Annotated in this window: 21 protein-coding genes and 1 tRNA gene; 6 read left to right on the top strand and 16 right to left on the bottom strand. The window is 63.9% G+C overall.

Annotated elements, in window-relative coordinates; all coding sequences use genetic code 11:
- Positions 1–14: 14 nt before the first annotated feature.
- A complete protein-coding gene (locus ACAM54_RS05820) occupies positions 15–1,028 on the top strand; it encodes an SDR family oxidoreductase (RefSeq protein WP_369650101.1) in 1,014 nt (337 codons plus the stop codon).
- Here ACAM54_RS05820 and ACAM54_RS05815 read toward each other — a convergent pair.
- On the bottom strand, positions 1,003–1,791 hold the full coding sequence (locus tag ACAM54_RS05815) for a YoaK family protein (protein WP_369650100.1): 789 nt from the start codon (positions 1,789–1,791) through the stop codon (positions 1,003–1,005). The two genes, ACAM54_RS05820 and ACAM54_RS05815, sit on opposite strands and share 26 nt — an antisense overlap.
- Positions 1,792–1,950: 159 nt before the next feature.
- Here ACAM54_RS05815 and ACAM54_RS05810 point away from each other — a divergent pair, with 159 nt between their 5' ends.
- On the top strand, positions 1,951–2,352 hold the full coding sequence (locus ACAM54_RS05810; protein ID WP_145741125.1) for a YXWGXW repeat-containing protein: 402 nt from the start codon (positions 1,951–1,953) through the stop codon (positions 2,350–2,352).
- Positions 2,353–2,438: 86 nt separating this feature from the next.
- Here the strand turns inward: ACAM54_RS05810 and ACAM54_RS05805 are convergent.
- The 6 genes from ACAM54_RS05805 to petA form a co-directional block, all read right to left on the bottom strand.
- Positions 2,439–2,514 (bottom strand) — tRNA-Thr (locus ACAM54_RS05805).
- 77 nt (positions 2,515–2,591) lie between these two features.
- Entirely contained in the window at positions 2,592–3,185 is a 594-nt protein-coding gene (locus ACAM54_RS05800) for a ClpXP protease specificity-enhancing factor (RefSeq protein ID WP_369650099.1), read from the bottom strand.
- Between the two features lie 41 nt (positions 3,186–3,226).
- Positions 3,227–3,838: a glutathione S-transferase N-terminal domain-containing protein gene (locus ACAM54_RS05795; protein ID WP_012746352.1), complete on the bottom strand. Its 612-nt coding sequence runs from the start codon at positions 3,836–3,838 to the stop codon at positions 3,227–3,229.
- A 95-nt stretch (positions 3,839–3,933) separates the two neighbouring features.
- Positions 3,934–4,707 (bottom strand): cytochrome c1, encoded by a 774-nt coding sequence (locus ACAM54_RS05790; protein ID WP_369650098.1) that lies wholly within the window; start codon positions 4,705–4,707, stop codon positions 3,934–3,936.
- 29 nt (positions 4,708–4,736) lie between these two features.
- Complete coding sequence (locus ACAM54_RS05785) at positions 4,737–6,173, bottom strand: cytochrome bc complex cytochrome b subunit (RefSeq protein ID WP_145741122.1); 1,437 nt, start codon at positions 6,171–6,173, stop codon at positions 4,737–4,739.
- Positions 6,174–6,187: 14 nt separating this feature from the next.
- Positions 6,188–6,805: a ubiquinol-cytochrome c reductase iron-sulfur subunit gene (petA, locus tag ACAM54_RS05780; RefSeq protein ID WP_145741120.1), complete on the bottom strand. Its 618-nt coding sequence runs from the start codon at positions 6,803–6,805 to the stop codon at positions 6,188–6,190.
- A gap of 283 nt (positions 6,806–7,088) precedes the next feature.
- Between petA and ACAM54_RS05775 the strand changes: the two genes are divergently transcribed.
- From ACAM54_RS05775 to ACAM54_RS05765, 3 genes are all read left to right on the top strand, one after another.
- Positions 7,089–7,382 carry a hypothetical protein gene (locus ACAM54_RS05775; protein WP_145741118.1) on the top strand — a complete coding sequence of 98 codons (294 nt, stop codon included), beginning with the start codon at positions 7,089–7,091 and terminating at the stop codon, positions 7,380–7,382.
- A 134-nt stretch (positions 7,383–7,516) separates the two neighbouring features.
- Positions 7,517–8,137, top strand: coding sequence for a YjbF family lipoprotein (locus tag ACAM54_RS05770; protein WP_369650097.1), 621 nt, complete (start codon positions 7,517–7,519; stop codon positions 8,135–8,137).
- The gene (locus ACAM54_RS05765) at positions 8,134–11,223 is read left to right on the top strand and encodes a YjbH domain-containing protein (protein WP_369650096.1); all 3,090 of its coding nucleotides are present in this window, start codon (positions 8,134–8,136) and stop codon (positions 11,221–11,223) included. Before ACAM54_RS05770 ends, ACAM54_RS05765 begins: the two co-directional genes overlap by 4 nt.
- Before the next feature lie 147 nt (positions 11,224–11,370).
- Here ACAM54_RS05765 and ACAM54_RS05760 read toward each other — a convergent pair whose 3' ends face one another.
- The 9 genes from ACAM54_RS05760 to ACAM54_RS05720 form a co-directional block, all read right to left on the bottom strand.
- Positions 11,371–12,600 carry a lipopolysaccharide biosynthesis protein gene (locus tag ACAM54_RS05760; protein WP_369650095.1) on the bottom strand — a complete coding sequence of 410 codons (1,230 nt, stop codon included), beginning with the start codon at positions 12,598–12,600 and terminating at the stop codon, positions 11,371–11,373.
- A gap of 16 nt (positions 12,601–12,616) precedes the next feature.
- The gene (locus ACAM54_RS05755; protein ID WP_369650094.1) at positions 12,617–13,894 is read right to left on the bottom strand and encodes a hypothetical protein; all 1,278 of its coding nucleotides are present in this window, start codon (positions 13,892–13,894) and stop codon (positions 12,617–12,619) included.
- A complete protein-coding gene (locus ACAM54_RS05750; protein WP_145741102.1) occupies positions 13,894–14,961 on the bottom strand; it encodes a glycosyltransferase family 4 protein in 1,068 nt (355 codons plus the stop codon). The genes ACAM54_RS05755 and ACAM54_RS05750 overlap by 1 nt, the downstream gene beginning before the upstream one ends.
- An 11-nt stretch (positions 14,962–14,972) precedes the next feature.
- A complete protein-coding gene (locus ACAM54_RS05745) occupies positions 14,973–16,121 on the bottom strand; it encodes a polysaccharide pyruvyl transferase family protein (RefSeq protein ID WP_369650093.1) in 1,149 nt (382 codons plus the stop codon).
- 39 nt (positions 16,122–16,160) lie between these two features.
- On the bottom strand, positions 16,161–16,874 hold the full coding sequence (locus tag ACAM54_RS05740; protein ID WP_145741098.1) for a sugar transferase: 714 nt from the start codon (positions 16,872–16,874) through the stop codon (positions 16,161–16,163).
- Positions 16,875–17,216: 342 nt separating this feature from the next.
- Entirely contained in the window at positions 17,217–19,469 is a 2,253-nt protein-coding gene (locus ACAM54_RS05735) for a polysaccharide biosynthesis tyrosine autokinase (RefSeq protein ID WP_369650092.1), read from the bottom strand.
- The gene (locus tag ACAM54_RS05730; protein ID WP_145741094.1) at positions 19,466–19,921 is read right to left on the bottom strand and encodes a low molecular weight protein-tyrosine-phosphatase; all 456 of its coding nucleotides are present in this window, start codon (positions 19,919–19,921) and stop codon (positions 19,466–19,468) included. The genes ACAM54_RS05735 and ACAM54_RS05730 overlap by 4 nt, the downstream gene beginning before the upstream one ends.
- On the bottom strand, positions 19,918–21,081 hold the full coding sequence (locus ACAM54_RS05725; protein WP_192323029.1) for a polysaccharide biosynthesis/export family protein: 1,164 nt from the start codon (positions 21,079–21,081) through the stop codon (positions 19,918–19,920). The genes ACAM54_RS05730 and ACAM54_RS05725 overlap by 4 nt, the downstream gene beginning before the upstream one ends.
- A 371-nt stretch (positions 21,082–21,452) precedes the next feature.
- Positions 21,453–22,145, bottom strand: coding sequence for a phosphatase PAP2 family protein (locus ACAM54_RS05720; protein ID WP_369650091.1), 693 nt, complete (start codon positions 22,143–22,145; stop codon positions 21,453–21,455).
- Between the two features lie 111 nt (positions 22,146–22,256).
- Between ACAM54_RS05720 and mscL the strand changes: the two genes are divergently transcribed.
- On the top strand, positions 22,257–22,688 hold the full coding sequence (gene mscL / locus ACAM54_RS05715) for a large conductance mechanosensitive channel protein MscL (protein WP_192323031.1): 432 nt from the start codon (positions 22,257–22,259) through the stop codon (positions 22,686–22,688).
- Positions 22,689–22,699: the final 11 nt, after the last annotated feature.

Below are 22,699 nucleotides of genomic sequence, written 5' to 3'. Positions count from 1 at the left end.
GGAGCCCATGCAACATGAAATCGACCACCGCATTACCCGCGAAATCCGCCAAGTCCCGGGGACCCGCCCACACCGCCAGCAGGCAGCGGGCCGTTCAGCACACGCAGGACGCGAAGGACAACGCCAAACCCGCCGCCAAGAAAACCAGTCCGCCCGCACAGGCAGGGCCGCGATCCCAGCCGGCCAACCCGATGCCGGCACAGCACTTGCGCAAGCCCGGGCTCGAAGCCGACATGGCGCTGCGCCCGCGCTTCGAAGCGCCGCACTACAGGGGCAGTGGCAAGCTCGAAGGCATGGCGGCGCTGGTCACGGGCGGTGATTCCGGCATCGGCCGCGCCGTGGCGCTGCTCTATGCCCGTGAAGGCGCCGACGTCGCCATCGCCTACCTCGACGAAGACGAGGACGCCGAGGAAACCCGGCACCACGTGGAGGCCGAAGGCGCACGCTGCATCCTCCTCAAGGGCGACGTCTGCGATCCGGCGTTCTGCCGCGACGCGGTCGACCAGACGATCGAGGCCTTCGGCAAGCTCGACATCCTGGTGAACAACGCGGCTTTCCAGCTGCATGCGGCGTCCATCGAGGACATCACCGACGAGCGCTTCGAACTCACGCTCAGGACCAATGTCTTCGGCTACTTCCAGATGGCGCGCGCCGCGGTTCCACACCTGGGCCAAGGCGCCTCGATCATCAATACCGGCTCGGTCACCGGGCTGGAGGGCAGCGCGCACCTGCTCGACTATTCCACCACCAAGGGCGCGATCCATGCCTTCACCAAGTCGCTGGCCAGCAACCTGCTGTCCAAGGGCATCCGCGTGAATGCGGTGGCGCCCGGGCCGGTGTGGACGCCCTTGAACCCCGCCGACAGCCCGCCCGAGAAGGTGAAGGATTTCGGCAAGAACACCGACCTGCAAAGGCCCGCGCAGCCGGAAGAGCTCTCGCCTGCCTACGTGTTCCTGGCCGCGCCGAGCTGCGCCAGCTACATCACCGGCATCGTGCTGCCGGTCACGGGCAGCGTGGGCGCCGTCTGAAGGCCGCCAGCAGCTTCTGCAGCGGCCTGGAGCGCGGCACGTCCTCCATGAGCGGCGGGATGGAGACGGCCAGCAGCAGCGCCGCGAGCGGCACCACGCAGACGAAGCCGATGTAGTTGAAACCCAGCGCGCCGACGATGCCGCCCAGCACGAACATGCCGATCAGTCCCCCCGCCATCTGCATCCGGCGGCGGTTGTGGCGCACCATCGCGTGGGCCGGCGTCGAATGCCGGTTCCAGTAGAACAGCTTGCCCAGCTCCATTCCCACATCGGTGATGTTGCCCGTCATGTGGGTGGTGCGGACGCTGCCGCCGGAGGTCTTGGAGCCGACGGCGTTCTGCAGCCCCATGATGAAAGACAGCAGCAGCACCGTGAGCGGAACGGCAAAGGGCGTTGGCCAGGTCAGCGTGATGGCGCCCATCAACCCGAACGGGAACATGAGCGCCGCCTCCAGCAGCAGCGGCACCGCGTAGACGCTGCGCAGCCGGTGCTGGCGCCCCCAGTTCACGAGAATCGCGCAGACCGCCGCACCCGCCAGAAAGGCAAGGAGGGCGCCCAGCGCATTGAGCAGCAGCCTGGTGTTGCCCAGCACCAGCCCGTCCGCGAACTGCGACGCGAAGCCCGTCATGTGCGAGGTGTACATGTGCAGCACCAGGAACCCGCCCGCATTCACGGCGCCGGCGTTGAAGGCCAGCAGCAGGCCGAGCATCCGGTTCGTGGAGGGAGCCCGGTGGCGGTGGGTGAGAAAGCGTAGTCTGCGCATCGGCGTGCAACTTGCACTTCGACTCTAGCATCCGAAACCGGCGGACGGGCGCGCACCGGCGGCCACGGCTGCGCTGCCGGCCCACCCCAGGGAATGTGCTGATTACACTTTCCCGCCGGTCTGCGTTGTGCAGACCTGTCCACATGTTCAAGGGTTTCAATGAAAGTCTCAGCTCTTCTGGCCGCGGCCGCGCTGGCCGTGTCCGCACTGCCCGCCGCGGCGCAGGTTTCGGTTCACATCAACGTGCCCGGCCTGATCCAGGTGGCGCCTCCTGCACCGCGCTACGAACCCATGCCAGGGCCGCGGCCCGGCCAGGTGTGGGTGCCCGGCCACTGGCAATGGAACGAACGCGCCTACGTCTGGCGCTCCGGCTACTGGCAGGCCGCGCGGCCCGACTACGCCTATGCGCCGGGCCGATGGGTACAGGCCGACGGCGGATGGCGCTGGATGGAGGGCGACTGGCGACGCGCAGAGCCGCAACACCGCCATGCCGACGAGCATCCTGGCGGCGGCGGTGGATACCACTGCCCGCCGGGACAGGCCAAGAAGGGCCGCTGCTGATCTTCGGCCAAGAGATGGAAAGGAGCGGGCAGATCGCCGCTTCTTTCTTGCCCGGTCAGCGCGAGTGCTTTCCGGTATGTTCGATATGGTGCCGCTTGTCGGAATCGAACTGACGACCTTCCGCTTACAAGGCGGGTGCTCTACCAACTGAGCTAAAGCGGCACGGATTCTCTTGCGGGATTTTAACGGTGCGGAACAGAACGCCCGCCCAGGCCCGTTTGTGCGTTGCTGGCTGCCGGCTACTTCACGCGCTTGAGCGACGGACGGCTTCCGCCGCCTGCCGGCGGACGCGGCGGCTCGTCGGTGGGGTCGGTGGGCGAGCCGGCGTCGTCGCCGACATCGACCATTTCATCCGCGTCTTCACCCGTCACCAGGTGGACGATCTTGCCGGCATCGCCTTCGGTGCCGCGCGACGCGTCGCGCAGCGGCATGCGCGCAGGCCCCTGGGGCGAGGAAGGCGCGCCGGCCGCCGGGGATGGCCCGCCGCCTTCGACGCCGCTGCCGGCAGGTACCGGTGCGGGAAACGCCATGCCCTGCCCGTTCTCGCGCGCGTAGATCGCGATCACGCGGCCCACCGGCACGACGATTTCGCGCGCACTGCCCGCGAAGCGGGCCTTGAACTCGATGAAATCGTTGCCGAGCTTGAGCGAGCTGGTCGCGTCAAAGCTGATGTTCAGCACGATCTCGCCGTTCTTCACGTACTCGCGCGGCACCTGGACGGTGTCGTCGACCTGCACCGCGACATAGGGCGTGAACCCGTTGTCGGTGCACCATTCATACAGCGCCCGGATGAGGTACGGGCGGGTGGAGGACGACTCGAGCGCGTTGATCATGAAAGACGGCGAAAAACGATGGAAGCAGGCACGCAGCTTACTTACTTTCGCATGACCTTTTCGGACGGGGTCAGTGCTTCGATGTAGGCCGGGCGCGAGAAGATGCGCTCGGCGTACTTCAGGAGCGGCGCCGCGTTCTTGCTGAGGTCGATGCCGTAGTAGTCCAGGCGCCAGAGCAGCGGCGCAATCGCCACGTCGAGCATCGAGAAATTGTCGCCCAGCATGTACTTGTTCTTGAGGAACACGGGCGCGAGCTGCGTCAGGCGGTCGCGGATGTGCGAGCGCGCCTTTTCGAGCGCCTTCTCGTTGCCCTTGGCGGTGCGGTTCTCGAGCGCAGCCACGTGCACGAACAGTTCCTTCTCGAAGTTGAGCAGGAACAGCCGCACGCGCGCACGGTCGACCGGGTCGCCGGGCATCAGCTGCGGATGCGGGAAGCGCTCGTCGATGTACTCGTTGATGATGTTCGACTCATACAGGATGAGGTCGCGCTCGACCAGGATCGGCACCTGGCCGTACGGGTTCATCACGCTGATGTCTTCAGGCTTGTTGTAGAGATCGACGTCGCGGATCTCGAAGTCCATGCCCTTTTCGAACAACACGAAACGGCAGCGGTGGGAAAAGGGGCAGGTCGTTCCTGAATACAAGACCATCATGGCGAGAGACTCCTAAAAATCAAAAAGAGTGGGTCGCGTTGGCAACCCACTCTGTGGGACCGCACGCACCAGGCGCGCGGTCGGCGTGGACGGAACTACTTGACGTCTTTCCAGTACGAGGCGTTCAGTCGCCACACGAAGACCAACGACATGACGAGGAACAGCAGCACCCACACACCGATGCGGATGCGCGTGTTCTGTGCCGGCTCGGCCATCCATTGCAGGTAGCTCACCAGGTCGCCGACCGCAGTGTCGAACTGCAGCGGCGTCATGCTGCCGGGGGTCACCTGCTCCCAGCCCTTGAACACTTCGGTCTCGTGGCCATGCTGCGAGATCTTGGTGTAGACAGGACGGCGTTCGCCCTGCAGCTCCCACAGCGGGTTGGGCATGGCAACGCTCGGGAACAGGAGGTTGTTCCAGCCGGTGGCCTTGGTGTCGTCGCGGTAGTAGGTGCGCAGGTAGGTGTACAGGTAGTCCGCACCCGTGCCGCCGTGGCCGGCGCGCGAGCGGGCAACCAGGGTCAGGTCGGGCGGCGTCGTGCCGAACCATTCCTTGGCCTGGCGCGCGTCGATGTTGGCCTTCATGGTCTCGCCGACCTTGTCGGTCGCGAACAGCAGGTTGTCCTTGATCTGCTGCTCGGTAATGCCGATGTCCTGCAGCCGGTTGTAGCGCATGAACGCCGCGGAGTGGCAGTTCAGGCAGTAGTTGACGAACAGCTTGGCGCCGTTCTGCAGGGAGGCGACGTCGGTGGTCTTGTTGGGCGCCTTGTCCCAGGCCATGCCGCCGGACTCGGCCGATGCGGCTGCGGAAAAGGTCAGGCCCAAGGCCAGGCCTACAACCGCGAGCCAGCCAGAAATGCTTTTCTTCATCGTGTTTCTCTCGAGCTCTCTTGGGCTTCTCAATGGGCGGCGAAGGTCACGCGCTCAGGCACGGGCTTGAACTCGCCCTTGCTGCTCCACCAGGGCATGAGCAGGAAGAAACCGAAGTAGAAAAGTGTGCCGATCTGGGAAATGGTCTGCGCGATGTCGAGCGCGAACGAACCGATGACCAGGCTGCCCCAGACGCCAGGCGCCTGGATGCCCAGGTAGCCCAGGATCAGGAAGAAGAACACGAAGACGCCGTAGACATACTTGTGCCAGCCCGGACGATAGCGGATCGACTTGACTTCGCTCTTGTCGAGCCATGGCAGGAAGAACAGGATGATGACCGAACCCCCCATCACGAGCACGCCCCAGAACTTGGCGTCGAAGGCCTTGAGCAGGAAGATGGCCACGGCCGCCACGACGACGAGCGCGATCTTCAGGGCCGTGCTCGACTTGCCCTTGATGAAGTTCAGGACGGCGGCCGCGGCGATGATCAGCGCGAACACGTTGACCATGTCGTCGGTGGTCGCACGCAGCATCGAATAGAACGGCGTGAAGTACCAGACCGGCGCAATGTGGTTCGGCGTCTTGAGCGAATCGGCCGGGATGAAGTTGTTGTACTCGAGGAAGTACCCGCCCGCTTCCGGCGCGAAGAAGATCACGGCCGAGAAGATCGTGAGGAACACCACCACGCCGAAGATGTCGTGCACCGTGTAGTACGGATGCGACGGAATGCCGTCCAGCGGATGGCCGTCGGGACCGCGCTTGGCCTTGATCTCGATGCCGTCGGGGTTGTTGGAACCCACTTCGTGCAGCGCGATCAGGTGGGCCACCACCAGGCCGAGCAGCACGAGCGGCACGGCGATCACGTGGAAGCTGAAGAAGCGGTTCAGCGTGGCGTCGCTCACCACGTAGTCGCCGCGGATCAGCAGCGCGAGGTCAGGACCGACGAACGGAATGGCCGCGAACAGGTTCACGATCACCTGGGCGCCCCAGTAGCTCATCTGGCCCCATGGCAGCAGGTAGCCCATGAAGGCCTCGGCCATCAGGCACAGGAAGATCGCGCAGCCGAAGACCCAGATCAGCTCGCGCGGCTTGCGGTAGCTGCCGTACATGAGGCCGCGGAACATGTGCAGGTACACCACGATGAAGAACGCCGAGGCGCCCGTCGAGTGGATGTAGCGGATGAGCCAGCCCCAGGGCACATCGCGCATGATGTACTCGACCGATGCGAACGCCTGGTTCGCATCGGGCTTGTAGTGCATCACGAGGAAGATGCCGGTCACGATCTGGATCACGAGGACCAGCATCGCGAGCGAGCCGAAGATGTACCAGAAGTTGAAGTTCTTCGGCGCGTAGTACTTGCCCCACTGGTCGTTCCAGAGCTTGCTCAGCGGGAAGCGGTTGTCGACCCAGTTGAGCAGCTTCTCGCCCGCGGGCGCGTTGGGGGAAATTTCGTGGAATTCAGCCATGTTGTTCTTCTGCCTCAGGCCTTCTTGGAGTCTTCACCGATCAGGAGCTTGGTGTCCGACAGGTACATGTGCGGGGGCACAGGCAGGTTGTCGGGCGCGGGCTTGTTCTTGAAGACGCGGCCTGCCAGGTCGAACGTGGAACCGTGGCAAGGGCAGAGGAAGCCGCCTTCCCAGTCGCTCGGCAGCGAAGGCTGCGGGCCGGCCTGGAGGCGGTCGACCGGCGAGCAGCCGAGGTGGGTGCAGATGCCCACCACCACCAGCACGTCGGGCTTGATCGAACGGTGTTCGTTCTGCGCGTACTTGGGGGTGAATTCGTCGGGGTGCCGCTTGGAGAGCGGATCGGCCAGCTGGCCGTCGAGCTTGGGGAGCTCGGCAACCTGCTCGGGAGAGCGCTTGAGGATCCAGACGGGCTTGCCGCGCCACTCGACGGTGATCTTCTCGCCGACCTTGAGGCCTGCGATGTCCACTTCGACGGCAGCGCCCGCGGCCTTGGCCTTTTCGGAGGGCTGGAACGTACTCACAAAGGGAATCGCGGTGGCCACGCCTCCCGCTACGCCGGCACAGCTGGATGCGATTAACCACGTCCGCTTGCTTGTGTCGATCCGGGGGGAGCCGGAGGTCATGTCACTCATGGGGATCCTCTAAGTCTTCTTCGCTGGAGCAGGGTCAACCGGCGATTGTAGCGGGCTGTTGCGCGCATATTCAACGGGGCCGGCCGGGAGCCGCGCGAATGGGCATTCCCAACCATGCGAAAGAGGCAATTAATAACAATGAATTAATCCTGATTTACAAGACATTTCGACACAACGATTTGCACGCGTAAAAGATGTCTCAATGGCTAAATTAGTTGCGGCACACTTCGCCAACTGCTAATCTTCTCCCAACTGTTAACTGCTAATTGAGAGGATATTTGCCATGCGAATCGCCCCCCTGATTTCCGCCACTTTCATTGCTGCGCTGGGCATTTCTTCGGCCCTGGCCCAGACCCCCCCGCCGGTCCAGACGCCAGGTCCTCAGCCGGCCAGCGCCACCGGCGCAACCAATTCCGCATTCGGCCGCATCACGGCCGGCCAAGCCGGCGGCATCGCGGCCAGCGTCGGCCTGGCAGCTGCCGTAGCCAGCGGCAACGGCGGCAACAGCGGTGGTGGCAGCGGCACGGGCGGCACCGGCGGCACAGGCACGGGTACAGGCACGACCGGCACGAATTAAACGTGCGGGCCCTCTTCGCGGGAGGGCAGTCGCTGAGGGCTCCGCGCGTTGGTCTGGCCACGCGACTTATTGAATGCTGCCTTTTGTCGGCATTTCTTTTGGGCGTTGGCGGCTGTTCTTCCGGATCCTCGGCCATGCTGGCCACGGCGCGGCATATCTATGGCGGCAGCGCCGCGGCGCCCCAGCCCACTTTCAACCCGAATTACCGCTATTTGCGGGTCGCCGTCGGCGAGCAGACGGTCTTCATGGTGCTCGGCTACATCGACAAGCGCCCCGAAGGTGCCGTCGAGGTCTGGTACAGCGGCAACGGCGAGGTCGTGAGGCTGCTCGACGGGCGCCTCGTGGGAACCACCGGCCTCGGCACCGACTGGCGCGAGGTGCGCTTTTCCAGCCTGCCCGCGTGGGCCGGCGATGCGAACGGTGCGGCCCCGAAGACCTACCAGCGCGAGCGCGACATGATGCCGGGCTACCGGTTCGGCATTCGCGACGAGATCGTGCGGACGCCCATTGCTGCACCGCAGCAGACCGCGCTGGCCGGCACGGCTGCCGCGTCGCTGCGCTGGTACGAGGAGCGCAGCGTTTCGCATCCGGCGAGCGCCTCGCTGCCTCCGGCGCGCTTTGGCGTTTCGCACGCGGGCGGCGCGCCTCGGGTCGTCTATTCCGAGCAATGTATTTCCAATGATCTGTGTATGAGCTTCGAGCAGTGGACGCCTCCCCCCCCAGCACCCGTCGCAGCGGCGAGCGCTGGTACATGAGCAGTTCGCTCCTGCGTGGCTTCGGCAGACATCCCTGGCCTCTTCGCGCGGCGGTGGCCTGCGCACTGGCGGCGGGTTGCGCCGCCGGCGCACAGCCTTTGGGCAACAGCCCCGTCGACAACAAATCACCCACCGACGACGCAGACATCCGTCCCGGCGAGCGGCTGAGCGCCTGGCTGCTGCGCCAGCCGGCGGAAACGGCTTCGCCGGGATTGGCATGGCGCATCCCGCAAGAGCGCCTGGCGCAGCAGTTTCTGAAGAACACCCTGCTGCTGCGGCTCGATGCCGCCAGCCGGCGCGTGCCGCGCGAAGAGCAGGGCCGGCGCAAGCAGCTGATGGCCTGGCTGCAGGGCCTGCCGGTGACCGGCCGCGTCGCGCTCGGCATCGTCGATCCGCGCTGGCTCCAGGCGCATCCGGAAGAAGACCCGGTGCTGACGGCCGGCCAGCAGCTGGTGGCGCCGCCGCCCGTGCTGAAGACCATCTCGGTCCTGCAGCCCGATGGGCAGCTTTGCCAGGTGGTCCATGAACCCGGCCGCACGGCCTGGGACTATGTCGCCGCCTGCAGCCCCGAGGGCAGGCACGACTGGGCCTGGGTCGCCCAACCCGACGGACGCACTGCCCGCGTGGGCGTGGCGCACTGGAATGCGCATCCCTCGAACGAGCCGGCGCCGGGCGCATGGATCTGGGCCGCGCCGCGCGGCATGGACGACCTGGAGGCGATCTCCGAGGGCATCATCAAGTTTCTCGCCACGCAAGGGCCTTCGCCGCAAGGCGGCGCGATCCTGCAGCCTTCGGCTGGTGCGGCCGTACCGGCCGCCGCCATCACCGCACCCGCTGCACCCGCCCTGCCGGCCTTGCCCGACGTACCGCCGGCCCCCGCCGCGCCGGCGCCGTCGACCGCCATTTCCGTGCGCCCCGAGGCGGCACCGCAATACCGCGCGCTCCAGACGAGCGGCAACGACTGGGGCGAAACCGGCCTGCTGCAGACGCCCACGGCGCGCATGGGCCAGGCCGGCGACATGCGCACCTCGCTCACGCACGTCTCGCCCTACTCGCGGCTGAACGTCATGTTCCAGCCGCTGGATTGGCTGGAAGCGGGCTTTCGCTACACCTCCATCAGCAACCGGATCTACGGCATCGGCCTCAGCAACCAGGGCTACAAGGACAAGAGCATCGACCTGAAGGCGCGGCTGTGGAAGGAGTCGGCCTACCTGCCCGAGGTGGCGCTGGGCTTTCGCGACATCGGCGGCACCGGCCTCTTTTCGTCCGAGTACCTGGTGGCAAGCAAGCGCCACGGCGACCTGGATTTCAGCCTCGGCATCGGCTGGGGCTACCTGGGGAGCAGCGGCAACATCAGCAACCCTTTCGGCTTGCTGAGCAGCCGCTTCAAGACCCGCGTGAGCGAGACGACCTGGGGTGGCGCCAACTTCGGCCGGCTCTTTCGCGGACCGGCCGCGCTCTTTGGCGGCGTGCAATGGCGCACGCCCTGGGATCCGCTGACGCTCAAGCTCGAATACGACGGCAACGACTACAAGAACGAGCCGCTCGACAACCCCCAGCGGCAGCGCTCCCCGTTCAACATCGGCCTGGAGTACCGCTACTCGCCCGGCGTGACTTTCTCGGCCGGTTTCGAACGCGGCAACAAGGTGATGCTGGGCGTCACGCTGCAGACCAACCTGGCCACGATGCAGATGCCCAAGGCGGCAGACCCGCCGGCGCCGAGCTTTTCGCCGGACCCGCCCGCCGCTTCGCCGGGCTGGGCAGCCACCGCGGCCGACATCGAAAGCCGCACCGACTGGACCATCCAGCGCATCGCGCCGCAAGGCCAGATGCTGCATGTGTGGATCACCGAAAGCGCCACCGTCTACCGGGATGTGCGGGTCGAGAAGATCATTGCCGTGCTGCATCGCGATGCCCCGGCCTCGATCAAGAACTTCGTGCTCCACTATTCGGAGCGGGGCCTGCCGATGCACGCGCAAGTGGTCAACCGCAACGAATGGGTGACGGCGCACTACCAGGCGCAGACGCCCGGCGAGGTTCGCGCGGCCAGCCAGCGCGACTATGCGCCCCCGCCCGTGGGCTCGGGCGATCCGGCCACCTTCGTTCCGCCGGGCAGCAGCGCCAACATTGCGGCCGCATCCGCAGCCTCCTCCTCCGCCACGGCCGACAACAAGGCCCTTGGCCCGTGGGAGCGCCGCAGCGACAAGTTCAGCATCGGCCTCACGCCCAGCCTCGGCCAGATCCTCGGCGGGCCCAACGCATTCCTGCTCTACCAGATCGGCGTGCAGGCGGTGGCGGAATACCGCTTCACGCCCAGCACCTGGGTCAACGGCGCGCTGAACCTGCGCCTGATCGACAACTTCGACAAGTTCACCTACACGGCGGGCAGCAACCTGCCCCGCGTGCGAACCCTCCAGCGCGAGTACGTCACGTCCAAGCGCCTGACCATGCCGGTGCTCCAGCTGACGCACGTGGGCAGGCTTTCCGACAATCAGTACTACAGCGTGTACGGCGGTGCACTGGAAGCCATGTATGCGGGCGTCGGTGCGGAGTGGCTCTACCGGCCATGGCGCAGCCGGATCGCCTTCGGCGTCGACTTCAACCACGTGCGCCAGCGCGACTTCGAACAGGACTTCGGCCTGCGCGACTACAAGGTGAACACCGGCCACGCCACGCTCTACTGGGACACCGGCTGGAACGGCGTGCTGGCCAAGATCAGCGCGGGCCAGTACCTGGCGGGCGACCGCGGCGTCACCATCGACATCAGCCGCCGCTTCGACAACGGCGTGGTGCTCGGCGCCTATGCCACCAAGACCAATGTTTCGGCCAGGCAGTTCGGCGAAGGCAGCTTCGACAAGGGCATCTATCTTTCCGTGCCCTTCGACGCGCTGCTGCCGCGTTCGAACAAGTTCACCGCCAACTTCGCCTGGGCGCCGCTGGTGCGCGACGGCGGTGCGCGGCTCGGCCGGATCCACCCGCTCTACGAGATGACCTCGGCCCGCGACCCGAGCGCCTACAAGTTCGCACCGCCGGACAGCGGCACGCCGCGCACGGGCGACAACATCCTGAACTTCGAGCGGCGGTAGGGCCCACCCCCGCCCCTCGCTCGCTTCGTGCCGCTCGACTCCCCCTCGAGGGGGCCACACCAGCGGCCCGGCAGAGCCGGTTCCGCGGTGTTTCCGAACCAGGGCTGAGCCTGAACTAGGGCTGAACCGTTTTCATGCGTTGCCGGCTCAGCGGGCTGGCGCCGCAGCGGCGCCGCGCATGATGAAGAACAGCCAGGCCATCATCACGACCGCCATGCAGGCAAAGCCCAGCGTCATGGCGTTGATGGTCTGGATGTAGGAAATGGGCGGTGTGGCCGCGAGCATGGCCGCAGCGAACACCAGCGCACCGAAGATCGAGCACCACAGAAGCGCACCAGGCCGGCCGGCGGCCCTGAAACCCGTGCGCAGGCACATCGTCAGGCCGAAGATGGCGGGCGCGTAGAAGAACGGCGAAAAATCCATTCCGCCGTAGTTCTTGCCGAAGGCCAGGACCACGAGGTACGGGCCCAGCAGGCCCAGGAGGATGCCGCCGATCTCGGCCACCACAAAACCGAAGACGACGAACTTGACGAACAGGCGAAAGGCGTCCCTGCGCCGATCGGACGTCCAGTTGGCCGCCAGCCTTGGCAGGATGTAGTAGCCCAGCGCAAGCAGCACGTACTGCATCGGCAGCAGGAAGGTGATGTAGATCTTCAGCAGCCCGCCCTGCGCCGAGTCCGCGGAGGAACCCAGCAGCAGGATGGCGCCTCCCGTCATGATCCAGCTCATGAACTGCGAAAGGCTTGCCTTCCAGCCGTAGCTGGCGGCCTCCCCGAGCGTCAGGGCCTGGGCGTTGGCCGCGGCCGGCAGCGGTGCCATCACATGGCGCAGGCTCATCGCCACCAGGAAGGCAAAGGGCAGCTGGATGACGGCAATCCACAGCAGCGCCTGCGTCCATGAGGCAGGCTTCAGGCCGATCAGGACCGCCACGTATCCAATGCAGATCAGCACGCCGGATGCACAGAGCACCAGGTAGCGGCGTCCCACGAGCAGGATGCTTCGGGAAATCCAGAATATTTCATAGCCCGCGATCAGGGCCACGCCGGCCCAGCTCAGCGGGCCCGGAAAACTCGTGAACTGCCAGGCCAGGAAGCCGGCAATGGAGACCGCCAACACGAGCGCCCAGCTCCACCAGGCGGCGGATCGGCCCGCGTAATAGCGCTTGATCAGCAGCGGCTCGTGCACCACTGCGGTATGCACGATGTACTGGAAGCTGACGATCGCCAGGAACGCCGAGGCAATGCCGAAATCGGAGGGCGACAGCGCCCGCGCCAGCGCGAAGCTCAGCAGCAGCTGGCTCGCGCTGTAGATGCACTGGTCTGCAACTGCATAGATCGGACCTGCGAGGCGCTTTCGAATTCCGGACAGGGACGCCATCCTGGGCCTGTTCACCCTAATCCGAAATGGAAAGCAGGACCGGATAGTCGGTGGCCTTGGCAGCAAAGCCCCCATCGACGGGGCTGCCGCAGCTTCCGTGACGCACTTGCGGGAAGAAGTCGACCCGCGTGCACTTCTTCCCCTTCTCGGCCGGAACCAGCACGTTCTGCTCGGCGCTTTGCGTCCACACCACGTGCAGCAAGGAATTTCCGCGGCTCAGCACCAGCTTGTTCAGGCCGGCATTGCTCTGATATGAAACCTTCTTCGAATTCCGGGCGATCCTGAGGAATTCGGTGAGGCTCGAAAAGGCCTCCTTCTTCTCGCCGCCCTTCGACTTGAGGCCGAAATTGTCCTCCCTCGAAATGACGGAGGTTCCCCGGTCCTGCCAGGCATAGAGGTTCAGCAGCTTGATGCCCGCGGCCACGTTGGTCAGGTATTCCCGCAGGATCAGCGAAGCCTGGGTGTTGCGATCCCGGACCGGCAGGTAGGACGCATAGCCCCATTCGGAGGCGACGATTCCGATCTTTCCGAGCTGCTGCTGGTCGAGCTTCGCGCGCAGCTTTCCATAGTCCGCAATGGCGGTTTCCGGAATGGAGCGGTAGGGATGGATCGATATGTCCGTCAGGCAGTCGGCCTTGGCCGCCGACACGAAGGCATTCTCGAGCTGCGGCGGAACCTGGCCGGGGCTGAAGGGGAGCTTCGCAAAGCCGAATCCCATGACGATCTTCGGCGGCGTCTTCATCTGCGCGATGCTGCGGCAGAACTCGGCGGTCGCGGTTTCAAAGCTCGAGAAAAGCGCCGGGTTCAGGAAGGTCTTGTGATCGGGCTCGTTCCACAATTCCCAGACGGCGACATCGGCCGCGTGCGCGCTCATGAACTCGAGCGCGAACTTGGCAAACAGTTTTTCGCGCTGCCCCTCGCCCGCTTCCGCCGGACTCTGCCCCCAGATCTCGCGGCCCCCGAACAAGGTCACGATCGCCTGGAGCTTGGCGTTTTTCACGCGCTTGATCAGGTCCGAATAGTCGACCGATGCCGGGTTGACGCTCTTCAGCGGCGGCCGCGCGCCGAATCTCACGAATTCGAAGCCCGATGCCCTGATCTCGTTCAGGTCCTCGTTCGAGATGGTGGCCGGGTCGATCTGCACGCTCAGCGCGACCGGATATTCCGTGCCCAGTTCGGCAATGCCGCGCGCCTGCGCCGGGCAGGCCACGGCCGCCAGCGCCGCCGACGCGCACAGCAGCCTGAAAGCACTCAGCAAACGCCCTGCCGCCGAAGAAAAAGATGAAGGCTTCATCACTGTACCGACTCCTTGTACAAGTCCAGGATGGCGGCGTTCATTCGGTCGGCGGTGTATTTCTCCTCGAAAATCTCACGCCCGGCACGCCCCATCCGTTGCAATTCCTCATCGGAGATCCGGTCGATCTCGCGCAGCACGTCGTCCAGTGCGTCGAGCGAAAACAGCCGTCCGTTCCTGTTGTCTTCGACGATATCGACGAGACCGCCCACGGCGGACGCAAAAACCGGCTTGCTCCGGGCCATGGCCTCGACCGCGACGAGGCCGAAGCCTTCCCACCGGGAGGGAACGATGACTGCGTCGCACGATCTGTAGGCTTCTTCGAGTTCGTCCTTCTCGAGCCATCCGGCGAACTCGATTTCGCTCGAGCGTGCAAGGGAAAGATCGTTTCTGACGGCTCCGCCCACGATCACGAGCTTGAAGCCGGGCTGGACGCGGGCATAGGCGTCGAGCAGGGCGTCGATGCCCTTCTGCCGGTCGAGCCGCCCCACGAAAAGAACCCTCCGGGGCCGTGCCGGGACCTTGGGAGCCACCGTGTTTTCCGAAATGGGAGCGATGGGCTGAATTCCGTTCGGAATGCACTTGCACCGCTTGATGCCGAATTTCTCGGCAACACGGAACTCGTGGCCGCTGATGCAGATGATCGCGTCGCTCCAATGGGAAAGCAGCCATTCGATCCATCGATAGATCGACTTCTTGTACGCGGGCCCGACCTGGTCGAAGGCCCAGCCGTGCGAGCAATAGACAATCTTTGTCTCGGCCGGCACCTGGCCGAGCAGCGCCAAGGCGCGAACGATTCCGCCCGGAATCGAGCTGTGCAGGTGAAGAACCGCGGGGCGCTCCGAACGGATGATTTTCTTGATCTCGGCGGCGTAGCTCGCAAGGGCAAGAGGACTGCGGGCCGTGGGAACCACATGCGTGTCCTGGGAATTCAGCCACTCCACCGGGCCGGGCAATATGAATTTGGCCTGGCTGATCACCGGAGAGTTCTGCTGAAAACCCGAAACCAGCCGAAGATAGGTTTCGAGCCCGCCCTTGAGCGTTTCGGCAACGTGCAATATCTTCATAGAGGTGCCCATCAGATCAATGCATGGATACCGGCCACCACCTGGCTTCTCAAGGCGTCGAGCGCTTTCCGGTCCGGGTGCCGGTCATCGAGCAGGCCCAGCACCGAGGTACCCAGCTTTTCGACCCGGGGCGACAAGTCGAAGAGGTAGCGCTTTCTGCCGGTCAGTTCGAAAAACGACTCCACCTTCTTGTCCCAATTCATTCCTATGGACGGAATGTTCAAACCGTAGGCCACGATATTCGCGTGCAGCCGGTGGGCCACGATGCACGAGCACGCGCTGATCAAGGCAACGAGTTCGTCCGGGTGCCGGGGAACGAGAAAAATCGATTTCGGCGCATCGGAGGCCGACGAAATTTCTTCCAGGACCTTGTTGTCTTCGGAGGCGCCATTCGTGAAATAAAGCACCCGCTTTCCCTCGGCCCGCAATGATTCGGCCAGGGCGGCAAAAAACTTGGCTGACTGCGTTGAATTGGAGCCTTCGTATTCGGAATTCATGACCAGGGCATCGAGGCTGCTGACGCAAATTCCGATGTCCCAGTTTTTTTCCGGCGAAAGCTCTTCCGAAAAAGCGTCGGCACAAATGAGCGCCGGGTCCGGCACGACCTGTATGTCGCTTCTCGGAATTCGGAAGTAATGGTGCAGGTTGCTGGCCGATTCCTGGTCGCGCGTGGCGTAGAAGGCGGGCCTCGCATTTTTCAGGAATCGCCCGACGAGAAAGCGCCCGAGAAAGGACCATTTCGCCGTCACCCCGACCGACAGGACCACCACCTTCTTTCCACGCAGCAGCCTGCTCAGGAGAAACAGCTTTGCCGGAAAATTGAGCGCCACGTCGCAAAACAGCTGGCCGCCGCCAATGACGATCAGGTCCGCGTCGTCCACCGCGGCCTTCCAGTTTTTCCGCCAGCCGAGAAAATAGCCCTTGAGGCAATACAGGAACACGATCACCGACCTGATGAACGAAGGTAGCTTCGCAAAGAGCCGGAATGCGCCGCCGCCACGCAGGTTTTCTTCCTCGAAGCCGAGCCGGCCGGCAATGTCCAGGAATTCGACCCTGGCCTGCGGATACTTCAGGCCCGCAATATGAGCCAGGGAAGCCGCGATGACTCCGTCGCCCAGGTTGTCGCTGAAGGGCACGGCGCAGATAAGGATCTTTTTCATCTGTGAATCAAAGCTCGATTGCCTTCGAAGCCAGGCCGCTCATCGCGACCCGTGGCCCACGGCGACCACCCAGATGGTCCTGATGAAGATGCCGATGTCCCGGCCGACCGAGAGCGTCTCGACGTAGGCGACATCCAGCGCGACGCGTTTCTTGTAGCTCAGCTGGTTGCGCCCGCTGACCTGCCACAGGCCCGTGATGCCGGGCCGGACGGCGCAATAGAACGACCAGTCCGCCCCGTACAGGACCTTCTGGTCGAGCATGCACGGCCGGGGTCCGACCAGGCTCATGTCGCCCACGAGCACATTCCAGAACTGCGGCAGCTCGTCCAGGCTGGTCTTGCGGATGAACTTGCCGAAGCGCGTGATGCGCGGGTCGTTTTCGAGCTTTTGATAGTCGTCCCACTGCTGGCGCGCGACCGGGTCGTTCCGCAAATGCTCCTCGAGGATCTGGGCGGAGTTCGGCAGCATCGAGCGGAACTTGTAGAACTTGAACACGCGCCCTCCCCGCCCGAAGCGCGGCTGGGAATACAGGACAGGCGCTCCGGAAGTGATGAACACGCCCAGGGCGATCAGGACGTAAAGCCAGCCGAAGGCGCAGAAAAAGAACAGCGCAGCGGCAACGTCCACCGCTCTTTTCCCGGCGCGCAGCATCGCGGGATGCTGCACCCTCGTCCATGCGACGTCATTCGCAATGGCGCCGATCGCTTCGTCGCCTGCGGGTGCCATCGACTCTTCATGGCGGAAATTCGTCATAGGAATGCGCCCTTCTCACATTGGAAGCGGAGGCAAATTTGCAGCTTGAGAACTCTCATTGCAGGAGAACCTTTCGTCTTACAAGCAGGTGCTTGTCCCTTTCGGGTTCAGTGATACGTGGCGGCTTGGTTTTCAGGCCAATACGGCCTTGCACGGAAGCCGTGAAGGTTGCAGCGCAGAAAAATCAATGCGCAGGCCGAGCGATCCAAATACGTAATACAAAAGAGCGACACACTTGTCTCTAGTCCTTTGTTATTAGCGTTTGATTGAAGGCACCGATTTAGTGCGTGATGTGATAATTATCACAATGTCACTTAATTTTCTCAGAAACCATCGGCCAGACTAGGTGGTATCCCTGTTGTTTTTGTATTTATAGTGTGTGTAACGGTAACCGCCGTATTTGTAGCTGCTGCTGCCCGCATGGCGCCGGGATAAGTCCATAGCATTCAAAATTACGCCATTGGCCGAGCAGCCCGCGTGTGCCAGCCTTCTGACGCTTTCGTTCAATTCGCCCAGGTGCGTCTTTTCCGCCCGGGCCACGAGGAGAAGAGAGCCCGCGAGCGGGGCCACTGATGCGGTGTCCGCTGCCACCAGCACTGGCGCCGTATCAATAATCACAAGGTCGTAATCCGGCGAAAGCTTTTCCAGGATCTGGGAAAAAGAATCGCTCATGAGCAATTCCGCCGGATTGGGCGGCAGCACCCCGGTCGTCATGACGTCCAGGTTCGGCAGGATCGACGAGCGAATGGCTTTTTCCATGCCCAGCGTGCCGGCAATCAATTCCGAAAGGCCCGACGAACGGGAAAGGGAGAAGAATTGATTGACCCGGCCCTTGCGCAGGTCGGCGTCGATCAGCAGGACCTTCTTTCCCGAGGCCGCGGTGATGGCCGCGAAATTGACCGAGACAAAGGTCTTCCCGACTCCCGGCGTCGCGCCGGAAATGAGCAGGCGGTTGTTGGGCGCTTCCAGCATGGCGAACTGCAATGCGGTCCGCAGGCTGCGCAGGCTTTCGACCGCGGGATCCTCCGATTGCTGGAGGGCAAGGACGTGCATCCCCGGCGCCTTGGTCTCGATGTTCTTGTCGATCGTCCGCTGGGCCGGGCTCAACGGAATGCTGCTGTACACGTTGAGGCCCGTGTGCATCTCGATCTCGCTCGGATTGCGGATGCCGCCGAACAGCGAGTTCTTGGCAATCGCGAGCACGACGCCGGCCCCCAGGCCCAGCAGCAGGGCCAGGGCGATGACCAGCGGCCGCTTGGGCCAGACCGGCTCCTCGGGGAGGATGGCATCGTCCAGCAGGCGCACGTTGCCGACCTTGCCCTCCTTGGCCAGCCGCATCTGCAGCGAGCTGTTCAGGAGCGATACGTAGAGGTCGGTGTTGACCTTGATGTCGCGCTGCATCTGAACGGTGTTCTGCTGCAGCAGCGGCATCTTCCGGATGCGCGAATCGACCGCCGAGATCTGGCTGCGCCAGGCCGAAATCTGCGCGTCCAGCGTCTGGAGATTCGGGTGCTTGTCGGTGAAGCGTGCCGAAAGTTCCCGCCGCTTCTGTTCGGCTTCGAGCAGCTTGGATTGCAGGTCGACCGTCTGGGCCAGCGCGTTCTTGGCCTCGTCATCGAGGCTGACGGTGCCGTTCTCGTTTCGATAGCGGTTGTAGAGGTCTTCGGACTGCTCGAGCTGCTTCTTGAATTGCGGCAGCGCGGTGTCCAGGAAGCCCAGGGTCTTTTCGGCCTCGGCAGCCTTGCGCTCGATGTTCTGGCGGACATAGAGCCGCCCGATTTCATTGAGCAGCTGCGTCAGCTTTTCCGGATTCGGGCTTTTCAGGCTGACGTCGAGAACGCCGGACTGCTTGCCTTTTTCGACGACCTTGAGGTTGTCCTGCAGCGACAGCAGCGCCAGTTGCCTGGAGTTGCGGACCAGCTGGAACTGCGCGCCGGGCTTGGCGCTGACGGAGCTGACCAGCAGCCGGAGGCTGCCGCCCGGAACGTTGGCCACGAGCGGGGTTCCGACGGTGCCCTTGAGCGGGGTGTCGACGTTGGGAACGAGCAGCTCGTAGCGGTTGTCCGGCCCGAGAGTCAGCATGAATTGCTTCGCTTCGAGATCCGCGGGCACGTCGAACTGCGGAACCATGATCGCCTCGGCCCCGGTCACGTAGCCGGAAAGCCCCATGAAGCCCGGGTCCGACAGCTCGGTGGCGCGCCGCGCGAGCCAACTGCCCACGATGGGTGCATAGCGCGGCTGCGCGCTGATGTACAGCTTGGTGTTCTCCACGGCCTGGCCGAGGATGGCGCGCGACTTGATGATTTCGATCTCGCCCGCGGCCGGCGTCTTCACGCTCAGCAGCGACGACGCCGCATCGCCCAGGAAGCTGCCTGCCGAATTGCCGGAATCCTCGACCTGCACGGCCACATTGGTTTCGTACATCGGCTGCCCGAAAAGGGCGTAGGCCGCGCCGAGCAGCAAGGCCACGGCAACCACGACGGCAATGAACCACCGGTGGTCGATCAGGATGTCCAGGTACTCGACGAAGTTGAACCCGTCGTTCTCCTCTTCCAGCGCGGGCATCGGCAGGGCGGCTTGCTGGGGTGCGTTCATGTCGGTTGCTGCTCAGGTTTTGTAATTTTCAAAATGCGGTCGATCCATGTCCTGGCTCCCACGTCGATGAGCGCCAGGGCATGCTCGAAGGCCGCCTCGTCCTGTTTGTAGGGATCGGGCACGTCCTGCTTGGCGGCCTCGGCGATGCGAAAGACCTTGCCGCGCACGAAGGGGTAGGCCGACTCGAGATGGCGGCGCTGCGCCATGTCCATGACAAGGATCAGGTCCGCCTGCCGGCACAGCATCTGGTTCACCTGCTGCGCCAGGTGGCCGGAAATGTCGATGCCGCGCTCCTGCATGAGCTTCTGCGCCATCGCGTCGGCCGGCTTGCCCACGAGAGCGCCGGTGCCGGCCGACACCACGCGAAGATGCGGCAGGCCCGCGGCCAGGATGCCTTCCGCCATCGGGCTGCGGCAGATGTTGCCGATGCAGACTGTCAGGACCGATTTCATCTGTGGCGGCTCCAGACTTCGTCGCCGGCGTTGATCACTTGCGCGGCCGGCAGGATCAGGCTGGCCAGGCGGTTCCAGGTAACCAGCGGCACCGAATCGATGTAGACGACGTCGCGCGGCTGCAGGGGGAAGCGTTCGGCCAGGCCCAGCGCGGCCGGGTTCTTGGCATTCAGGTGGAAGATGGCCGGCAAGCCCCGCGCGTTGTTGCGGATGACGTAGATCTGGCCCGTGTTGGCCGAAGTCAGGCTGGGGCCGCCGGCCTCGCCCAGCGCCTCGTTGAGGCTGAGTCGCCCGTTGTGCATGAGCAGCGCCGACGGACGGGCAATTTCGCCCATCACGAACACCTTGCTCTCGTCGCGGTGCCGCACCTGGACCACGTCGCCGTTGCGCAGCGGAATCCTGCTCGCGTCCGCGCCCAGGTCCTGCAGGTTGGGCAGGTTGATGAGCGTGGTCTTGTCGCCGCGCGTGAGCGTCACGAACGAGCGGTCGCCATTGGCGGTGATGCCGCCGGCCCGGCTGAGGGCTTCGGCCAGCGTCATCGGCACGTCGGTGAAGATCTGCAGCCCCGGGTTTCGCACTTCGCCCTCGACGAAGGCGCGGCGGCTTCGGAAGGACTGGATGCGCACCGTGACCTGCGGCGCCTTGATATAGGTGGCGATGCGGTCCGCGATGAGGTCGGAGGCCTCGATTTCGGTCAGCCCCTGGAGCTTGACGCGGCCGATATAGGGGAATGTGATCTGCCCGTCCGCGCCGACGATGAAGCCGGGCGCCACGCTGATGCCCGTCGGGTCTGCCTGCTGCGTGATCACCGCACCGGCATTCGGCAGCAGTTCCGGATGGTCATAGACGATCACGCCCACGACGTCGCCCGGGCCGATGGTGTAGACCGGCGATTCGCCGAAAAGCGCCTTTACCTCCGCAGGAACCGCTGCCGGCTGGGACTCGGCCATCGTGCGGATCAAGGCCGGCGAAATGGACGTGATGACGCCATCCGGCGCACCATCGGCCGGCAGGTACTGGAACTCCGGCGGCAGGCTCTGGTCCGCCTCGTAGGCGCCCACGGAATTGAAGCCCGGTGCGCAGCCCTGCAGCAATAACGCGCCCATTAGGGCAAAACCCCACCCCTTCGGGTTCACGAAGCGTGTCAAATTGATCCCCATTGCACAAATTGGTTTTCAGCAGCCGCGATTCATATGCAAGGCCCGAGCCCAGTTGATATTGGGCGGGACTTTTTTTGCCGCGGTTTGTCAAAGCAAAGCCCGCGCATCGTGGACAGGCGGGCCGGAACGAATTGTCGCTGCCCGCACATTGACCCTTTTCCGTTCAATAGATGCAAAAAATGTGTCTATATGCGGATTAACCCGGGACTCGATGGGGTTATCTCGGAGATCAATGTCTGAAGCGCCTTTTTCATTGGGAAAAGGGGCGTCGATGACACGCTTTCAGCTGTGTCTTGCAGTTTGCAAATGTGAACTATCAATTAACTGGTTGCGCGGAGCAATTGTGGCGCTCCGACCACAAATCTTCCGCGTCAATCGCCCGCCGAAAAGCTTTGCTCTTTTGTAAGAAACTGTGTGCTTTTGGCAGGCTGACGCACGGTCCTGCGGTTCTGCAGGAGATCGGCTCGGGTGAAAGGGCGCTCGATGCCCGCCATCCACGCTGCGAGGGCCTCCAGCGCGTCCTGTGTGGGTGCAGGCCGCCCCACTATGAAAAAGAGGAGCGGCAGCGCCATCGCCCAGGCGAGCCAGCGTGGTGTTTTGACCGACATGGACTGGTGCCAATGCAACAGCAAAAAGCTTGCGCTTACAACTGTTCCAAGCATCGCCCCCGTGACGACCTCTGCGGTGGAGTGAACTTCGAGGGCCAGGCGCGACACACCAATGAAGGCGCCCCATACCCATCCCGATACCGCAGCCACCATGCGCACGTTTGGTGCGCGGCGCCGCGCCGCCAGCCAGAAAACGACCGGCCAGACGCTGGTTGCCAGCGCGGTATGCCCGCTGAAGCCGATGAAATCAAAATGGGCGCTGCCAATGCCCCAGCCCATGAAGAGGAGCTTGGACAGCATCACGATGAAACCGCAACCGCCGAATAGCAGCGCCCATCGCACCGCCGCCGGGCGCGTGCTGCGGTCGATTGCAAGCCAAATTGCAATTCCCAATGCAGTGGGCAACAGGAAGCCGCTGTCACCGAAGCCGGTGGCAATTAACCAGAAATTATTCATTAACGTGAAATATGTGCGCTTTTCTATTGGTGCGCCATCGCCGGCCGGAGCCGTTCCGAAGGCATACTTGCGGCACCTTCAACACCAGCGCTCCTGGAGCATATTGAAATCATGAGCATCCTCAGTGAGTTCAAGGAATTTGCCGTCAAGGGCAACGTGATCGATCTCGCAGTCGGCGTGATCATTGGCGCGGCATTCGGGAAGATCGTCGACTCGATCGTTGCCGACATCATCATGCCGGTCGTCGGGCTGGTGTTCGGCAAGCTGGATTTCTCGAACCTGTACGTGGTGCTGGGCACCGTGCCGCCGGGTGTCGCCAACAACCTGGCCGACCTCAAGAAGGCCGGCGTGCCGGTGCTGGCCTATGGCAACTTCATCACCATCGCAGTCAACTTCGTCATCCTTGCCTTCATCATCTTCATGATGGTCAAGCAGATCAACAAGCTGCGCAAGACGCATGCGGAGGCGCCCGCGGCGCCGGTGGCACCGCCGGAGGACATCGCCCTCCTGCGCGAAATCCGCGACAGCCTGAAGCGCCCCTGAGCCGCCGCCGC

It is taken from the genome of Variovorax sp. V93, assembly GCF_041154485.1.
Lineage (GTDB): Bacteria > Pseudomonadota > Gammaproteobacteria > Burkholderiales > Burkholderiaceae_C > Variovorax > Variovorax beijingensis_A.
This window is presented reverse-complemented; position numbering and strand designations above follow the sequence as displayed.